The following is a 16,580-nucleotide window of genomic DNA, read 5'->3' as shown; positions in this document are numbered from 1 at the left end:
CAACGAGAGGATCGTCGTGATCAATGAGAGCACCGGACGCCGTCGCGTCCTGCTGAAGCTGTCGGGTGAGGCGTTCGGAGGCGGGCAGCTCGGCGTGAACCCCGACGTCGTGAGCCAGATGGCACGCGAGATCGCCGCGGCCGTGGACCAGGTCGAGATCGCCGTCGTGGTCGGCGGCGGCAACTTCTTCCGCGGCGCCGAGCTCAGCCAGCGCGGCATGGATCGCGGCCGTGCCGACTACATGGGCATGCTCGGGACGGTCATGAACGCCCTCGCGCTGCAGGACTTCCTCGAGCAGGCGGGCGCCGCCACGCGCGTCCAGTCGGCGATCTCGATGACGCAGGTGGCCGAACCCTACATCCCCCGCCGCGCCGAGCGTCACATGGAGAAGGGCCGCGTGGTCATCTTCGGCGCCGGAGCGGGGCTGCCGTATTTCTCCACGGACACCGTCGCCGCGCAGCGAGCGCTCGAGATCGGCGCCCGTGAGGTCCTCGTGGCCAAGAACGGCGTCGACGGCGTCTACACCGCCGACCCGAAGAAGGATGCCTCGGCGACCCGCATCGACCGCATCACCTACCTCGATGCGCTGCAGCGAGGGCTGAAGGTGGTCGACTCCACCGCGTTCAGCCTGTGCATGGACAACAAGATGGACATGCGCGTGTTCGGCATGGAACCTGCCGGCAACGTGACCAAGGCGCTGCTGGGCGACTCCATCGGCACGCTCGTCACGGTCTGACGCGCGCCCGCCGATACACTTGACGAGCCCATCAACGCGAAGGAGACACTGTGATCGCGGACGTCTTGGCTGATGCCGGAGCGCGTATGGACCGCGCCGTCGAGGCTGCGAAGGAGGACTTCGCCACCGTGCGCACGGGCCGGGCCAACCCGCAGCTGTTCCAGAAGATCCTCGTGGACTACTACGGCACGCCGACGCCGCTGGCCCAGCTGGCGTCGCTGAACAACCCCGAGGCGCGCACCCTCGTGGTCACTCCGTACGACAAGTCGGCGCTGCGCGCCATCGAGCAGGCGATCCGCGACCAGCCCAACCTCGGGGCGAACCCCACCAACGACGGCAACATCGTGCGCGTGACCCTTCCCGAACTGACCGCCGAGCGCCGCAAGGAGTTCGTCAAGCTCGTGCGATCGAAGGGCGAGGACGCCAAGGTGCACGTCCGAGGCATCCGCCGGAAGTCCAAGGACGATCTCGACGCGCTCAAGAGCGAGGTGGGCGAGGACGAGCTGGCCCGTGCGGAGAAGGAGCTCGACGCGCTGACCCGCGCGCACGTCGACGCGATCGACGAGGCGCTCAAGCGCAAAGAGGCCGAACTCCTCGAGGTCTGAGGTCCGCTCATGACCGACGCACCCGGGGGACCGCCCGGCGGCACCGATCCTCAGCAGGTGCCGCCGCTGCGACGCGCCGATGCGCGGCGCTCGGCCGAGCCCGGTGACCCCGCGGTGGCGTTCCAGACGCATCTGCGCGCCGCGCGCACCGAGTTCGAGAGCCAGGTCGCGCACGCGAAAGCCGAATTCGAGGAGGCCAACGAGCGGATCAAGGCCCGGACCGGACGTGACCTCATCGTCGCGATCCTGATCGGGCTCGCGATCGGGGCGGTCGTGCTCGGCTCGCTCCTGTTCGTCAAATGGGCCTTCGTGCTGTTCGGTCTCGCCGCGGCGCTGACCGCGATCTTCGAGTTCTCACGCGCACTGTCGGCCAGCGGCCGCCGTGTCGACCTGGCACCGCAGCTGATCGCCGGGGCCGGCGTGGTGGTGTCGGCATACTTCCTGGACGCCGCCCTCCTGTGGGTCGTGCTGTTCGTCGCGCTCGCCCTCGTCGTGGTGTGGCGTCTCGTCGCCCAGATGGCCGCGCACGACGGCCGCACCTACGGCACCGTGCTGGGCGACGTCCTCGTCGGCGCGTTCATCCAGCTGTACGTGTCGCTGCTGGCCGCCGTCTGCCTCGTGCTGCTGAGCCAGGACCGCGGCGAGTGGTGGGTGCTGGGCTTCATCATCATCACGGTCGCCGTCGACACCGGCGCGTACGTGGCCGGCATCACCATCGGCCGGCACCAGATGGCGCCTCGCATCAGCCCCAACAAGACGTGGGAGGGCTTCGCCGGTGCGACCGTCGCCGCGGTCGCCGCCGGCGTGCTGGTCGGCCTGTACATGCTGGGGCTCGACTGGTGGATGGGCGTCGTGCTGGGTCTGCTCATCCTGGGTACGGCGACGGTCGGTGATCTGGGCGAGTCGATGATCAAGCGGGATCTGGGCATCAAGGACATGAGCTCCTGGCTCCCCGGTCACGGCGGGGTGCTCGACCGGCTGGACTCGGTGCTGCCCTCGGCCGTGGTCGCCCTGACGCTCTACTACCTCTTCACCCCCTTGGTGGCATCATGACGACATCCGAGAGTCTCGTCCGGGCGTCCTTCCCGGAGGCGCGGGGACGCGAGAAGGGCTACGACAAGCGCGCCGTGGACGAGTTCCTCGACCGCGCGCGGGTGGCCTTCGAAGCGGGCGAGGACTCGCTCACGGCCGCCGACGTGCGCCGCGTCGCGTTCCCCCTCGTCCGGCACGGGTACGCCATCGCGCCCGTGGACGCGGCGCTGGGCAGGGTCGAGGACGCCTTCGCCGCTCGGGAGCGCTCGCAGGCGGTGGCCCGCGCCGGTGCCGACGCCTGGGTGGGCCACGCGCGCGAGATCGCCCAGGAGGTGCTCGACCGGCTGTCCCGGCCGCGCCGACAGCGCTTCGACCGGGTCTCGTCGCTGCGCTACGGGTATCGCATCGACGAGGTCGACCTCGTCGCCGACAAGATCGCGCGCTACCTGGAGACCGGCGAGGCCCTGAGCGTCGAGCAGGTGCGTGCGGTCGCGTTTCGCATGCAGCGCGGCGGATACCGCGAGGCGCAGGTGGATGCGGTGCTGGATGCGGTCGTGGAGGTCATGCTCGCCGTCGCCTGAGGGCCGGTCCCGTCCGGCGCATGGCACGCGCGTGCGGCCGTGGCTAGAATCAGGGGCACTGTGACTTCCGGAAACGAGCTGACCCCGAGCCGGCGCACGCGTCGCCACGACCTGTCGACCCTCCCGGATGCTCGTTCCGGCGTCCGGCGGCGCCCCGCCCCGCCGACCCGCTGGGCCCGCAGGCGCGGCGTCCTGGGCTTCTTCGCCGCCTTCGCCGCGGTCGGCTTCGTCGCGGCCTACATCGGCCCGACGGGCCTGGCTCTGGCCGAGGCCAGCGCCGAGGAGGAGGCGCCCATCACGCTCTACGCCAGCGCCCTGGGCGACATCCAGACGCGTCAGGGCGACGCCGACGCCGCGGCGGCGGAGCCGGCGGCGCTGGAGCGCGGCGGCTACTCCGTCTACGTCAAGCCCAAGCCGACCCCCACGCCGACGCCCAAGAAGGCGAGTTCGTCATCATCGGGCGGAGGCGGCTGGCGGCCGCCCTTCGTCACGCCCGACCCCGGCACCGCCCAGGCCATCGCCTACGACATGGTGCTCGCCCGCGGTTGGGGCGACGGCGAGTTCGCCTGCCTGGTCGCACTGTGGAACAAGGAGTCGGGCTGGCGTGTGAACGCCTACAACGCCTCCAGCGGCGCGTACGGGATCCCGCAGTCCCTGCCGGGGAACAAGATGGCCTCCGCCGGCGCGGACTGGGAGACCAATCCCGCGACGCAGATCACGTGGGGCCTGGGGTACATCGGCGGGCGCTACGGCTCGCCGTGCGGCGCGTGGGACCACTCGCAGCGCACCGGCTGGTACTGAGCCATGCCGCGGTCCAACCGCCGCAGGCCGGAGCCCGGCGGCGACGACTCGTTCGAGCGCCTGCTCGCCGGATGGAAGCGCACGGAGGTGCGACGCGGCGTGGCCTGGACGGTGCAGCCCGTCTCGGCGACGCAGGCCCAGAAGACGTACACGTGCCCCGGATGCGGCGGGCCGATCGATGCCGGCGTGGCACATGTGGTCACGTGGCGCGCCGACGGCGTCCTCGGCGACGCGGCTGATCTCGCCGCCCGCCGGCACTGGCATCAGCACTGCTGGAAGGTGAGCTGACATTGGAGATCCGCGGACCCATCCTGCTGCCGGCGCGGCGCGAGGACATCGAGCTGGAGACGCTCGACGGGCTGACGCTCGTCGGGGAGCTCGCGACGCCGCAGGACCGGCCCCCGGTCGCGACCCTCGTGACCCTGCACCCGCTTCCCACCGCCGGCGGCTTCATGGACTCCCACATCCTGCGCAAGGCCGCGGGTCGGCTGCCCGCCCTCGCCGATCTCGCGGTGCTGCGCTTCAACACGCGGGGGACGACGTCACAACGAGGCACGAGCGAGGGGACGTTCGACGGCGGCAGGGCGGAGGCATTCGACGTCGCCGCCGCCATGGGCTTCGTCCGCGAGCGGGGCCTTCCCCGGCCATGGCTGGTGGGCTGGTCGTTCGGCACCGAGCTCGCGCTGAAGTACGGTCGCGATCACGACATCGAAGGAGCCGTGCTGCTGTCGCCGCCGCTGCACCGCGCGACCGACGAGGAGGTCGCCGCGTGGGCGGGTGATCCGCGCCCGCTGGTCGTGCTCGTCCCCGAGTTCGACGACTATCTCCGGCCCGATGCCGCGGCGCAGCGCTTCGCGAGCGTTCCGCACGCCGTGCTGATCCCCGTCGAGGGCGGCAAGCACCTGTGGGTGGGGGAGAACCAGACCCGGCGCGTGCTCACCGAGATCGTGGCGGCGGTCAACCCCGACGCCCTCCCGCTGCCCGTCGAGTGGGAGGGTCCGGTCGTCGGGCAGGAGTGACGAGCCGCGCGATCACCTTTCGTTCATGCGCGGGATGACCACCTGGCGATAGATGATCAGGATGCTCGCGGCCACCGGGATCGCGACCAGCGCGCCCAGCAGGCCCAGGAGCGACCCGCCGGCGAGCGCCGCGATCACGACCACCGCACCGGGCACCGACACCGCGCGGCCCATGATGCGCGGCGAGACGACGTACGCCTCGATCTGCATGTAGATGAGGTAGTAGATCGCGGCGATGAGCGCCGTCCCCGGCGACCCCAGCCCGGGGACCAGGCAGGTCAGCACGATGATCGTCGAGCCGGTGAGCGTGCCGACGAGAGGGATGAGCGAGAAGAAGAAGGCGACCACCGCGAGGACCGCGGGGAAGGGCGCCTCGATGATCGACAGGAAGATCGCGCTCAGCACGCCGTTGATGACGCCGAGGCTCACCTGCCCGATGACGTAGTAGCCCACGGAGTCGGTGATCTGCTCGCCGAGGTCGATGAAGCGCGCCCGCTTCGATGCCGGCACCAGCTGGTACACCGCCCTCTTGAGGCTCGGGGTGGACGCGGTGAAGTAGATCGTGAGGATCAGCACGATGAACGCGCCGGCCAGTCCTGACAGGATCGTGCCGCCCACCACGATGATGCTGCCGCCGATCTCGCTGCCCAGCTGGCCGAAGTCGAGGTTGTCCCACCACTGCTGCACGTACTCGAACACCGCGTTGACGTCCAGGAGCGGGAAGGTGTCGCTCAGCCATCCGCGCAGCTCGCTCACCGGGTCCCACGAGCCGTCTTCGACGAGGTCCTGGATCGCGCCGATCAGCTGACCGATCTGCTGCACGATGATCGGGACCACCATCAGGATGATGCCCGCGAACGCCGCCAGGACGGCGAGGATCGTCACCAGCACGGCGGCCCATCGCGGGAGCCGCCGGCGCTCGAGCCAGCCCACGACCGGGTCCAGGCCGAGCGAGAGGAACAGCGCCGTCCCGACGTAGAGGAGGATCGTCGACAGCGTCTGGACGCTTCCGATGAGCAGCAGCCCGAGTCCGACGCCGAGCGTCCCGACGAGCGCGACGCGGAACGGGTTGTGGATCTTCACCGGACGGACCCCCTCCTCGGCAACCGCCGATACCTGTCACGTCAGGATACGCACCAGCGGCGCCCAGCCCGGGCAATGGTCCCTCTCTGGGCGCTTTCAGGTCGGGTTCGCTAGTCTGAAATGTCGAAATCGAAGGGATGCGCCGCTTGTGCGCGCCCGGGAGAGGTGTGATTCGTGCGTTTCGTATGGGCCGTCGCGGCGTTCGTGCTCGCCGCCGTGATGATCGGCGCGGGCATCGCCCAGCGGACGGTCTTCCAAGGACCCAAGACCGAGACCGCGACCATCTCGGTCGATGAGCCTGCTCCGTACCTGCTGATCGACGGTGCCGTGCTCAACACGCTGCCCGGCACGCAGACCCTGCGGGCCCAGGGCGATGGTGAGATCTTCGCGTCCTACGGGCGCACGACCGACATGCAGGCGTGGCTCTCGGACGCCGAGTACGTCCACGCCACCGCCGGAGACGAGGGCGCCGTCGTGACGGAGCTCGTCGAGCCCGAGCCGGCCGCGGGGGTGCCCGGCGCCGACGCGCCCGCCGAGGATCCGGAGGCGTCCGCCCCCGCGGAGGGCGAAGCGACGGATGCCGCGACGGCCGGGCGCAGCCCCGTGGGGTCGGACCTGTGGCTCGACGAGTTCCAGCAGAGCGACATCCTGATCGCCCCGCTGCAGCTTCCCGAGGACATGAGCGTGCTCGTCGCCACCGACGGCACCGCCCCCGCGCCCAGCCGCGTCTCGGTGTCGTGGCCGCTCGAGACCACGACGCCGTGGGCCGGGCCCCTCATCGTCGCCGGCGGTGTGGTGCTCGCCATCGGCGTGTTCCTCTACATCCTCGGGATCCGTCACGCCCGTCGCTCGCGCGGTCCGCGGCGCAAGGGCGTGCCGCTGCCGGTGACCGAGCCGATCAGCGTGCCGATCGACGACGCCGGCAAGGGCGTGATCAGCACGTCCCCGGGACGCCGCGCCCTCTCCGGCGGTCGTCGTGCGTTCGCCGTGGTCCCCGCGGTGGCGGTCTCGGCGCTGCTGTTCACCGGATGCTCGTCGGACTCGTGGCCGCAGCTGGCGCCGACGCCCACCCCGACGCCCACCGCGACCGTCATCGCGCCGGAGGGGCAGCAGGCTCCCGCCGTGACCAAGGCGCAGGCCGAGCGGATCCTCTCCCGCATCTCCTCGACCGTCTCCGAGGCCGACGCGGCGCTGGACAGCGAGCTGGCGAGCACACGCCTGGAGGGCGCGGCGCTGGCACTGCGTGAGACCAACTACAAGCTTCGTGCCGCGATCCCGGACTACAAGGTTCCCGCCCCGATCCTGGCCAAGCCGCTGGAGATCATCCTCCCGCAGGCGTATGACGGCTGGCCGCGCTCGGTCATCGCCGTCGCCGACGACGAGCAGTCCAAGACCTCCAGCATCATGGTGATGACGCAGCAGGACGCGTGGGCCGACTACAAGCTCTCGTACATCGCGAGCCTCGAGGCATCCACCACGCTGCCGGCCCTCGCCCCGTCGTACATCGGCGCCACCCAGGTCGAGCCGGACTCGCCGTTCCTGGTGCTGCCGCCGCAGGACATCGCCGCGGCGTACTCGGACATCATCAACAAGGGCGAGGAGAGTCAGTACTACGACCTCTTCGACGTCGAGAACGACCAGCTGCGCGCCAGCATCGTCGCCGACCGGCAGCGGCGCCTGGACGAGTTCAACAAGACGGCGTCCTCGACCGGAAGCCTCGAATTCCAGTCGGCTCCCGGCTCCCAGCCGCCCTTCGCGCTGGCGACGCTCGAGAGCGGCGCGATCGTGGCGGTGAACATCCACGAGTCCGACACGGTCAAGCCCACGAACGAGGACGCCGTGATCAAGCTCGAGAACAACACGACTGTCAAGACCCTCGCCGGCGCCGACCAGTCCGCCAGCGGCTTCTCCACGACGTTCAGCGACCAGGTGTTCTTCTACGTGCCCGGCACCGGCTCAGGCGAGAAGATCCAGCTGCTGGGCTACTCCTCCGACATCCTCGACGCGAAGGTGATCTCGTGAGCGATCCTGCACTCGGTGCCGCCGTGCGCGGCGCCGTCGACCTCTCAGCACTGCGCAATCGGCCCGCCGCAGCGCCCGCCGCCCCGGCCGCGGGAGCCGGCGACGCCCCCGGCGGCGTGCCGGTGGCATCTCTCGTGATGGACGTCACCGATGAGACGTTCGCCCAGGTGCTCGAACTGTCCCGCACGGTTCCGGTGGTCGTGGACCTGTGGGCGGAGTGGTGCGGTCCCTGCAAGCAGCTGAGCCCCGTGCTGGAGCGGGTCGTGCTCGAGCTCGGCGGGCGCCTGGTGCTGGCGAAGGTGGATGTCGACGCCAACCCGCAGCTCTCCCAGGCCTTCCGGGCGCAGTCGATCCCGATGGTCGTGGCCCTCGTGGCCGGGCAGCCGGTTCCGCTGTTCACCGGCGCGGTACCCGAGCAGCAGGTGCGCGAGGTGTTCGCCCAGCTCCTGCAGCTCGCCGCTCAGAACGGCGTGTCGGGCACCGCGGCGGCGGACGGTCAGGCGGCGCCGGCCGAACCGGCCGAGGCGCCGCTCCCGCCGCTGCACGCCGAGGCCTACCAGGCGATCGAGGAGGGCGACTTCGCGCGGGCGATCACCGCCTACGAGAAGGCCCTCGCCGAGAACCCGCGCGATGCGGACGCGCGGGCGGGCCTCGGTCAGGTGCGTCTGCTGCACCGGGTGCAGCAGCTCGACCCGCAGGCGGTGCGGCAGGAGGCGGCCGGGAATCCGACCGACGTCGACGCGCAGCTGGCCGTCGCGGATCTGGACATCAGCGGCGGGCACGTCGAGGACGCGTTCGGACGCCTGCTCGATCTGTTCGCCGAGCTGCCGGCCGACCGGCGTCCGGCGGTCCGGGAGCGGCTCCTGGAACTGTTCGCCCTGGTCGGCGACGCGGACCCCCGCGTGGCGGCCGCCCGGGCACGCCTGGCCTCGCTGCTGTTCTGACGCACGCATGGGACGGGCGGGCCGTCCCGGCCCGCCCGTCCCGCTCAGCCCCGCGTGGGGGAGGGGATGTGGGCCTGCGGGTGGTGACGCAGCCACAGCACGCCCAGCGGCGGCAGCACCATGGATGCCCGCCCGCCCGCACGGGCGCTGACCATGCCGAGGTTGCCCACGCCGGACCCGCCGTACTCCTGGGCGTCGGTGTTGAGGATCTCGTGCCAGACGCCCTCCTCGGGCAGGTCGAGCTCGAATCCCATGATGGGAACGCCGGAGAAGTTCGCGATCACCGCGACGGTGTTGCCGTGTCCGTCGCGGCGCGCGAACGCCAGCACGTTGGGATTCCACGTCGGCGCGCCCAGCCGCATGAACGCGGCGGCCTCGCTGTCGCGCGCCCACAGCGCCGGCTCGCTCCGGTAGACGCGGTTCAGCGTGGCCACGAACCCGTGCAGCTGCGCATGGGACGGCTGTTCGAGCAGCCACCAGTCCAGTGACCGCGCGTCGGACCACTCCGAGAGCTGCCCGAACTCCTGACCCATGAACAGCAGCTGCTTGCCCGGGTGGCCCCACATGTAGGCCAGGAACGAGCGCATGTTCGCGAGCTTCTGCCAGTGGTCGCCCGGCATCCGCGTGAACAGCGTCCCCTTGCCGTGGACCACCTCGTCATGGCTGATGGGGAGCATGTAGTTCTCGCTGAACGCGTAGACGAACGAGAACGAGATCTCGCCCTCGTGATGCGAGCGGTACATCGGGTCGCGCTTGAAGTACTGCAGGGAGTCGTTCATCCAGCCCATGTTCCACTTGAACCCGAAGCCGAGCCCGGCGTGGTTGGTCGGTGCCGTCACACCGGGGAAGCTGGTGGACTCCTCCGCGATCATGGCGACGCCGGGATAGCGACGGTAGGCGGTCGCGTTGACCTCCTGGAGAAAGCGGATGGCCTCGAGGTTCTCGCGTCCCCCGTGCACGTTCGGCTCCCACTCGCCCGCGTTGCGCGAGTAGTCGAGGTAGAGCATCGATGCCACGGCGTCCACGCGGAGCCCGTCGACATGGAACTCCTCGAACCAGTACAGGGCGTTGGCGACGAGGAAGTTGCGCACCTCGTTGCGCCCGTAGTCGAAGATGTACGTGCCCCAGTCGCGGTGCTCTCCACGGCGAGGATCGGGGTGCTCGTACACCGGCTCGCCGTCGAAGCGCGCCAGGGCGAAGGCATCCTTCGGGAAGTGACCGGGAACCCAGTCCATGATCACGCCGATCCCGGCCTGGTGCAGCCGGTCGATGAGGTACCGCAGGTCGTCCGGATGCCCGAAGCGGCTGGTGGGCGCGTAGTAGCCGGTGACCTGGTACCCCCAGGATCCGCCGAACGGATGCTCCGCCAGCGGCAGGAACTCCACGTGGGTGAAGCCCTGGGCCGTCACGTACTCGATCAGCGGATCGGCCGCCTCGCGGTACGACAGGCCCTGACGCCAGGACCCGAAGTGCAGCTCGTACACGGACATGGGGCGCGATACCAGGGCGGTCTGCCTGCGCTCGGCGAGCCAGGCGTCGTCGCCCCATCGGTAGGAGGATTCCACGACGACGCTCGCGGTGGCCGGCGGCTTCTCGGCGAGCCTGGCCATCGGATCGGCCTTCTGCACCCACCCGCCACGCCGCGTGAGGAGCTCGTACTTGTATGTCGCTCCTGCGGCGATGCCGGGGACGAACAGCTCCCAGACGCCGGTGCCGCCCATCGACCGCATCGCATGGCCGCTGCCGTCCCAGCCGTTGAAATCGCCGACCACGCGCACGGCGCGCGCGTTGGGGGCCCACACCGCGAAGCTCGTGCCGGTGACGCCGTCGTGTGTGCGCACGTGGGAGCCCAGCACGCGCCAGAGCTCCTCGTGCCGTCCCTCGCCGATGAGATGCAGGTCGAGCTCGCCCACGGTCGGGGTGTGGCGATACGGGTCGGCGGCGACGAAGTCGGGCCCGTCGTCATAGGTGGCCACGAGCTCGTAGGGGCGCAGCGCACCGCCTCGCGTGCCTTCCCAGATCCCGCCGCGCACGTGCTCCAGCGGCACGCGCGTGCCGTCGTCGAACACGGCGGTGACGCTGCGGGCGAGCGGCCGCCGCGCGCGGACGGTCCAGGTGCGAGCCCCCTCGGCGTCGGTTCCGGGATGGATGCCGAGCACCGCGTGCGGGTCGTGGTGGGAGCCGGCGGCCACGGCGTCGATCAACTGGTCGGGAAGCGTCATCGTGGCTCCTTCACATGCAGGATGTGGACCGGTTCGGTGAACGCGTCCAGCCGCACGTAGTTGTGGTCGGCCCAGTGCCAGCGCGCCCCGGTGAGGAGGTCCTCGACCTCATACGTGTCGCCAGGCGGCACGCCCCACACGCTTGTGTCCAGATGCACCATCGTCTCGCGCACCGAGTGCGGATCGGTGTTCACCACGACGATGACCGTGTCACTGCGGCCGTCCGGCGCCAGAGCGGCGTCGAGGTGCTTGGCGTAGACGAGGATCGCGTCGTCGTCGCTCCAGTGGATCGACAGGTTCCGCAGCTGCCGCAGCGCCGGGTGCTCGCGGCGGATCTCGTTGAGGCGGGTGAGGAACGGCGCCAGCGAGTCACCGCGGTCGACCGCACCCTCCCAGTCGCGCAGCTTGTACTCGTACTTCTCGTTGTCGATGTTCTCTTCGGAGCCCGGGCGCGCGACGTTCTCGTACAGCTCGTACCCGGCGTACACCCCGTAGGTGGGTGCGGCGGTGGCGGCGATCGCCGCGCGGATGCGGTAGGCGGGCCGCCCACCGAACTGCAGGTACTCGGTGAGGATGTCGGGGGTGTTGACGAAGAGGTTCGGCCGGAGGAAGTCGGCAGTCTCGTGCGCCAGTCCGTCCAGGAACTCCTCGAGCTCGGTCTTGGTGTTCCGCCACGTGAAGTACGTGTAGCTCTGCTGGAAGCCGGCCGCGGCCAGGCTCTGCAGCGGTGCGGGCCGCGTGAACGCCTCGGCGAGGAAGACCACGTCCGGGTTCTCGGCGTTGACGGTCGAGATCAGCCACTCCCAGAACTGCAGAGGCTTGGTGTGCGGATTGTCGACGCGGAACACCTTCACACCCTGCGCGATCCAGTGGCGCACGATGCGCAGCACCTCGGCCCGGATCCCGTCCGGATCGTTGTCGAAGTTGATGGGGTAGATGTCCTGGTACTTCTTGGGCGGATTCTCGGCGTAGGCGATCGACCCGTCCGGGAGCGTCGTGAACCACTCGGGGTGCTCCTTCACCCACGGGTGGTCGGGCGCCGCCTGCAGCGCGAGGTCCAGCGCCACCTCGATCCCCTCGGCGCGCGCCGCCCGGACGAACGCGCGGAAGTCGGCGAGGGTCCCGAGATCGGGATGCACCGCGTCGTGCCCTCCTGCCGCGGACCCGATCGCCCAGGGCGAGCCCGGGTCCTCCGGCCGCGGGTCGAGGGTGTTGTTGCGACCCTTCCGGTTCAGCGTCCCGATCGGGTGGATGGGCGGCAGGTACAGCACCTGGAATCCCATGCCGGCGACGGCCGGGAGGCGCTTGGCGGCGGTGCGGAAGGTCCCCGACTTGATGGTGCCGTCCTTCAGGCGCCGTGCCCCCTCGGAGCGGGGGAAGAACTCGTACCAGGCCCCGACGCCGGCGCGTTCGCGCTCCACCAGCAGATCATGCTCGTCTCCGAGCGTCATGAGCGCCGTCAGAGGGCGCTCGTGGAAGTACGACGAGATGCTCTCGTCGTGCACGATCTCCAGCGCCGCCGCGTCGTCGGTCCCCGGGTCGCGCAGCCGCTCGGCCGCCGCCTTCAGCGCTCGCCGCTGCGCCGCCGGACGCGAACGCTCCGCCGCCGCACGGTCGAACAGGCGCGCGCCGGTCTCGCGCATGAGCGCGGTGTCGACGCCTGCGGCGATCTTCAGCCCGGCGGCGTGCTCCCATGTCGCGAAATCGTCGGCGAAGGCTTCGAAGCGGAAGTGCCACAGCCCCTGCTCGAGAAGCGTCACCGACGTCTCCCATCGGTCGAAGCCGTCCGCCAGCGAGCGCAGCCGGTGCAGCGAGACGTCCCCGGTGGGCGAGGTGAGGCGCAGCTGCACGCCGATCAGATCATGACCCTCGCGGAACGCCGTGATCCGGAACGGCACCACCTCGCCGACGAAGGCCTTGGGACGGAAATCGCCCCACGGCACCGTCGGAGCCGGCTTGGCCAGCGGGATCCGGCGCGTCGTCGTGTTGCGCTCAGCCTGCCAGGGCCGGGCGTCGCGGACAGGGATGGCCGTGGCGCTCCGCCACGGGAGAGAGCGCGAGGCGCGCGTCGACGTGACCACGATCCGAACCTACCGCGCACGGAACCGGCCCGAACAGCGGTGGGCGGGCGGTCACTCGGCGTGGTATAGGAGCATGGAGGTGCCGCTGACGGTCACCGTGTCACCCGGCGCCGACTCCGGGCCGCGCTCGTGCGGCTCCTCGTCGGCGCTCGACCACAGGAGGACGTAGCGGGTCACCCCCGGCACGTCGGGAAGGGTCACCTCGATCTCGTCCTCCGTGCCGTGGACGATCAGGAGCACGCGGTTGGCATCGCCGTCCTCGGGGGTGGATGTGGCCACGTACTGCAGTGTGCGGTGAGAGGCATCCGTCCACCGGTCGATCGACATGGTGCGGCCGTGCTCGTCGTACCACTCCATGAGGGATGCCGACGGGGTGTGCTCGCCGAGGCGTGCGAAGCGCTTCGGCCGCAGCGCGGGATTGTCCCGACGCAGCCGGATCAGACGCTGGACGTGCCGGTGCAGGTCGCGCTGCCACGGCGCGTGGTCCCATGGGAGCCACGTGAGGGGCGAGTCGTGGCAGTACGCGTTGTTGTTGCCGCGCTGAGAGCGTCCGAACTCGTCTCCGGCGGTCAGCATCGGCACCCCGGCAGACAGCAGCAGCGTGCCGAGGAGGTTCCTCATCGCCTTGCGGCGCGCGGAGAGGACGCCGTCGTCGTCGGTCGGGCCTTCCGCGCCGTGGTTGAAGGAGCGGTTGGCGTCGGTGCCGTCGCGGTCGTCCTCGCCGTTGGCCAGATTGTGCTTGACGTCGTAGCTGACGAGGTCGCTCAAGGTGAACCCGTCGTGCGCCGTGACGAAGTTGACCCCCGCGAGCGGGCCTCGGGCGTCGTCGAAGGTGTTCGACGACCCCGCCAGCCGCGTGGCGAGTCTGCCGACGCCTTCGGGTGACGCTCCGGTGCGGCGAGCGTGGTCGATGTCGCTGAGCCAGAAGCTGCGGACGCCGTCCCGGTACCGGTCGTTCCACTCCATCCAGCCCGGTCCGAACCGTCCGGTCTGCCAGCCGCCCATGCCGACGTCCCACGGCTCTGCGATCATCTTGACGCCGGCGAGCGCGGGATCGTCGATGATCGCCCGCAGCAGCGGGTGATCGGGTGTGAAGACGTGGTCCGCGTCGCGTCCGAGCGTCACCGCGAGGTCGAACCGGAACCCGTCGACCTGCACCTCGCGGGCCCAGTACCGCAGCGAGTCGAGCACGAGCCGCGCGGCCGCGTCGGTCGAGGTGTCGAGGGAGTTCCCGCAGCCTGTGACGTCGATGTACGCACCGTCGTCGTGCTGGCGGTAGTACGCGCGGTTGTCGATGCCGCGCAGACTCGACCGCGGGCCGCCGATGCCTTCCTCGGCGGTGTGGTTGTACACGACGTCGAGGATGACCTCGAGGCCGGCCTCGTGCAGCAGCCGCACCATGCCCTTGAACTCGCGAAGCACGGCCTCCGGCCCCTCCCGGCGGGCCTGTTCGGTGGCGTACGCGGCGTGCGGCGTGAAGTAGTTCAGCGGGTTGTAGCCCCAGTAGTTGGTGAGGCGATGCTGAAGCAGACGCGGTTCGGTCGTGAAGGCGTGCACAGGCAGCAGCTCGACGCTGGTCACGCCGAGATCGAGGAAGTGCTGGACCATGGCGGGGTGGGCCAGGCCCGCGTACGTGCCGCGCAGGGCCCCGGGCACGTCGGGATGCCGCTTCGACAGGCCCTTCACATGTCCCTCGTAGAGCACGGTCTCCTCGAGCGGAATCGCGGGCTTGCCGACGCCGCCCCAGTCGAAGCCGCCGTCGACGACGACCGAACGCCAGCCGTCGTGGCCGCTGCGCCGGAGCCCGCGCGTGTACGGCTCGAGGAGGAGGGTGCGGCCGTTGAAGGTGTTGCCGTGGCCGTGGGGTCCGTCGACGCGGATGGCGTACGGGGTTCCCGGGTGCAGCGACGAGGTGGTCGCCGACCAGACGCCGCCGCCGACCGGAGCGAGCGGGATCGTCTCGGTGATCCAGTCGAGGTCCGTGTCGTCGAAGACCACCAGCTCCACCGAGTCGGCGTGCGAGGACCACACCCGCACCGTCGCGCCGTCCGGTCCGAGCACGACTCCCAGGTCGTCCAGCTCGGGACTGACCAGGCCCCCGGACGGGTGCGCGGTGACGGGCTGAGGGCTGACCATGCCGACTACGATAACCATGGACCCTGAGGCCGCGTGACGGCACCCGGTCCCGTGCGCGGCGAGACCGGGGCGCACGGGCGACGACGGCGCGAGACGAAGGAGGTGCGCGGTGGCGGTGTACCTGGACCACGCCGCGACGACCCCGTTGCGCGCGGAGGCGCGACAGGCGTGGCTCGATGCGTCGGAGCTGGCGGGCAACGCGTCGTCGATCCACGGCGCGGGCCAGCGGGCGCGCCGGCTTCTGGAGGAGTCGCGGGAGCGGCTGGCGGCGGTGCTGCAGTGCGACCCGATCGAGGTCGTCTTCACCTCGGGCGGCACCGAGTCGGTCAATCTCGCGGTCAAGGGTCTGTGGTGGGCGCGGGCCGATGGCACGGAGGCCGTCGTCCTCCCGGACGGCGAGCACCACGCCACGCTCGACGCCGTGGAGTGGCTCGTCGGGCAGGGCGCCGGCGTGCGCGGCGTTCCGCTCGACGGCGCCGGCCGCATCGACGCCGAGCACTTCAGAGGCGCCCTCCCCGGCGCTGCGCTGGCGACCGCGCTGGTGGTGAACAACGAGGTCGGAACCCGCAACGACGCGCCGGCCCTGGCCGCGGAGGCCGCGGCAGCCGGGGTCGCCCTGCATCTGGACGCGATCGCCGCGTTCGGCCACGTGCCGGTGACGTTCCGCGCGTGGCGCGGGTCCGGCGCCGCGGCCGGCGCGGGCCTGGTCGCACTGAGCGTCTCGGCGCACAAGCTCGGCGGGCCTGTCGGCGTGGGGGCGCTCGTCGTCGCGCGCGACGCGCGGATCGCCGCGCTGCTGCACGGCGGAGGTCAGCAGCGCCGGCTGCGGTCGGGCACCCAGGACATCGCCGGCGCCGCGGCGTTCGCGGTGGCGGCCGAGCTCGCCGAGGCCGAGCGCGAGAGCGAGGCGCGCAGGCTCGCGCAGCTGCGGCGGCGGCTGGTGGGCGGCATCCGCTCGATCGTCCCGGACGCCGAGCTTCTGGGCGATCCCGAGGACCGTGCGCCCGGGAACGCGCACGTGCTGATCCCCGGAGCGGCGGGGGAGACGCTGCTGTTCCTGCTGGATGTCGCCGGAATCGCCGTCTCCACCGGCTCGGCGTGCCAGGCGGGGGTCGCCGAGCCGTCGCACGTCGTGCGGGCGATGGGACGCTCGGAGGCCGAGGCGCGTCAGGTGCTGCGATTCACACTGGGCCGCACCAGCAGCGAGGCGGATGTGGACGCCGTGCTGGCCGTGCTCCCGGATGCGGTGGCGCGAGCCCGCGCCGCCTCCGGCTCATCGTCCGGGACCCGCTCAGGACCGCGCTCGTAGACTGGACCG

Annotated in this window: 14 protein-coding genes; 10 read left to right on the top strand and 4 right to left on the bottom strand. The window is 70.9% G+C overall.

All coding sequences use genetic code 11. The annotated features are described in order from the left end of the window. The first annotated feature begins 16 nt into the window (after nucleotides 1-16). Genes pyrH through AC5RVZ_RS16255 form a run of 7 tightly spaced genes read left to right on the top strand, consistent with a single transcriptional unit; the run spans nucleotide 17 to nucleotide 4,774 of the window. Nucleotides 17-736: a UMP kinase gene (gene pyrH, locus AC5RVZ_RS16285; protein ID WP_494066807.1), complete on the top strand. Its 720-nt coding sequence runs from the start codon at nucleotides 17-19 to the stop codon at nucleotides 734-736. Between the two features lie 50 nt (nucleotides 737-786). Continuing rightward, nucleotides 787-1,341: a ribosome recycling factor gene (gene frr, locus AC5RVZ_RS16280; RefSeq protein ID WP_494066806.1), complete on the top strand. Its 555-nt coding sequence runs from the start codon at nucleotides 787-789 to the stop codon at nucleotides 1,339-1,341. A 9-nt stretch (nucleotides 1,342-1,350) separates the two neighbouring features. Further along, nucleotides 1,351-2,394, top strand: a complete 1,044-nt coding sequence (locus AC5RVZ_RS16275) for a phosphatidate cytidylyltransferase (RefSeq protein ID WP_494066805.1) — start codon at nucleotides 1,351-1,353, stop codon at nucleotides 2,392-2,394. Then, nucleotides 2,391-2,954, top strand: a complete 564-nt coding sequence (locus AC5RVZ_RS16270) for a DivIVA domain-containing protein (RefSeq protein ID WP_494066804.1) — start codon at nucleotides 2,391-2,393, stop codon at nucleotides 2,952-2,954. Before AC5RVZ_RS16275 ends, AC5RVZ_RS16270 begins: the two co-directional genes overlap by 4 nt. A 60-nt stretch (nucleotides 2,955-3,014) precedes the next feature. Next, on the top strand, nucleotides 3,015-3,755 hold the full coding sequence (locus tag AC5RVZ_RS16265) for an aggregation-promoting factor C-terminal-like domain-containing protein (RefSeq protein WP_494066803.1): 741 nt from the start codon (nucleotides 3,015-3,017) through the stop codon (nucleotides 3,753-3,755). A gap of 3 nt (nucleotides 3,756-3,758) precedes the next feature. Next, nucleotides 3,759-4,043, top strand: a complete 285-nt coding sequence (locus AC5RVZ_RS16260) for an Rv1322 family protein (RefSeq protein WP_494066802.1) — start codon at nucleotides 3,759-3,761, stop codon at nucleotides 4,041-4,043. Between the two features lie 2 nt (nucleotides 4,044-4,045). Continuing rightward, nucleotides 4,046-4,774: an alpha/beta hydrolase gene (locus AC5RVZ_RS16255; protein WP_494066801.1), complete on the top strand. Its 729-nt coding sequence runs from the start codon at nucleotides 4,046-4,048 to the stop codon at nucleotides 4,772-4,774. Nucleotides 4,775-4,786: 12 nt separating this feature from the next. Here the strand turns inward: AC5RVZ_RS16255 and AC5RVZ_RS16250 are convergent, their stop codons facing one another. Then, complete coding sequence (locus tag AC5RVZ_RS16250) at nucleotides 4,787-5,857, bottom strand: AI-2E family transporter (protein ID WP_494066800.1); 1,071 nt, start codon at nucleotides 5,855-5,857, stop codon at nucleotides 4,787-4,789. Nucleotides 5,858-6,031: 174 nt separating this feature from the next. Between AC5RVZ_RS16250 and AC5RVZ_RS16245 the strand changes: the two genes are divergently transcribed. Then, entirely contained in the window at nucleotides 6,032-7,879 is a 1,848-nt protein-coding gene (locus AC5RVZ_RS16245) for a DUF8094 domain-containing protein (RefSeq protein ID WP_494066799.1), read from the top strand. Continuing rightward, entirely contained in the window at nucleotides 7,876-8,823 is a 948-nt protein-coding gene (locus AC5RVZ_RS16240; RefSeq protein WP_494066798.1) for a tetratricopeptide repeat protein, read from the top strand. The genes AC5RVZ_RS16245 and AC5RVZ_RS16240 overlap by 4 nt, the downstream gene beginning before the upstream one ends. A gap of 44 nt (nucleotides 8,824-8,867) precedes the next feature. Here AC5RVZ_RS16240 and glgB read toward each other — a convergent pair whose 3' ends face one another. From glgB to glgX, 3 genes are read right to left on the bottom strand one after another with little or no spacing between them, the layout of a single operon-like run. Next, nucleotides 8,868-11,045, bottom strand: coding sequence for a 1,4-alpha-glucan branching protein GlgB (glgB, locus tag AC5RVZ_RS16235; protein WP_494066797.1), 2,178 nt, complete (start codon nucleotides 11,043-11,045; stop codon nucleotides 8,868-8,870). After that, entirely contained in the window at nucleotides 11,042-13,126 is a 2,085-nt protein-coding gene (locus AC5RVZ_RS16230) for a maltotransferase domain-containing protein (protein WP_494066796.1), read from the bottom strand. The genes glgB and AC5RVZ_RS16230 overlap by 4 nt, the downstream gene beginning before the upstream one ends. Nucleotides 13,127-13,177: 51 nt before the next feature. Next, nucleotides 13,178-15,262 carry a glycogen debranching protein GlgX gene (gene glgX / locus AC5RVZ_RS16225; RefSeq protein WP_494066795.1) on the bottom strand — a complete coding sequence of 695 codons (2,085 nt, stop codon included), beginning with the start codon at nucleotides 15,260-15,262 and terminating at the stop codon, nucleotides 13,178-13,180. A 109-nt stretch (nucleotides 15,263-15,371) separates the two neighbouring features. Here glgX and AC5RVZ_RS16220 point away from each other — a divergent pair, with 109 nt between their 5' ends. After that, nucleotides 15,372-16,571 carry a cysteine desulfurase family protein gene (locus tag AC5RVZ_RS16220; protein WP_494066794.1) on the top strand — a complete coding sequence of 400 codons (1,200 nt, stop codon included), beginning with the start codon at nucleotides 15,372-15,374 and terminating at the stop codon, nucleotides 16,569-16,571. The last annotated feature ends 9 nt before the right edge of the window (nucleotides 16,572-16,580 follow it).

This window comes from Arthrobacter sp. Cza30, from assembly GCF_059090765.1.
The sequence above is the reverse complement of the archived record's forward strand: the minus strand, read 5'-3'. Positions and strand labels throughout refer to the sequence as shown.

Excerpts from the sequence above, each read along its gene's own strand:
- glgB (WP_494066797.1), bottom strand. The coding sequence starts at position 11,045 with ATGACGCTTCCCGACCAGTTGATCGACGCCGTGGCCGCCGGCTCCCAC.
- glgX (WP_494066795.1), bottom strand. The coding sequence starts at position 15,262 with ATGGTCAGCCCTCAGCCCGTCACCGCGCACCCGTCCGGGGGCCTGGTC.
- AC5RVZ_RS16275 (WP_494066805.1), top strand. The coding sequence starts at position 1,351 with ATGACCGACGCACCCGGGGGACCGCCCGGCGGCACCGATCCTCAGCAG.
- AC5RVZ_RS16270 (WP_494066804.1), top strand. The coding sequence starts at position 2,391 with ATGACGACATCCGAGAGTCTCGTCCGGGCGTCCTTCCCGGAGGCGCGG.
- AC5RVZ_RS16260 (WP_494066802.1), top strand. The coding sequence starts at position 3,759 with ATGCCGCGGTCCAACCGCCGCAGGCCGGAGCCCGGCGGCGACGACTCG.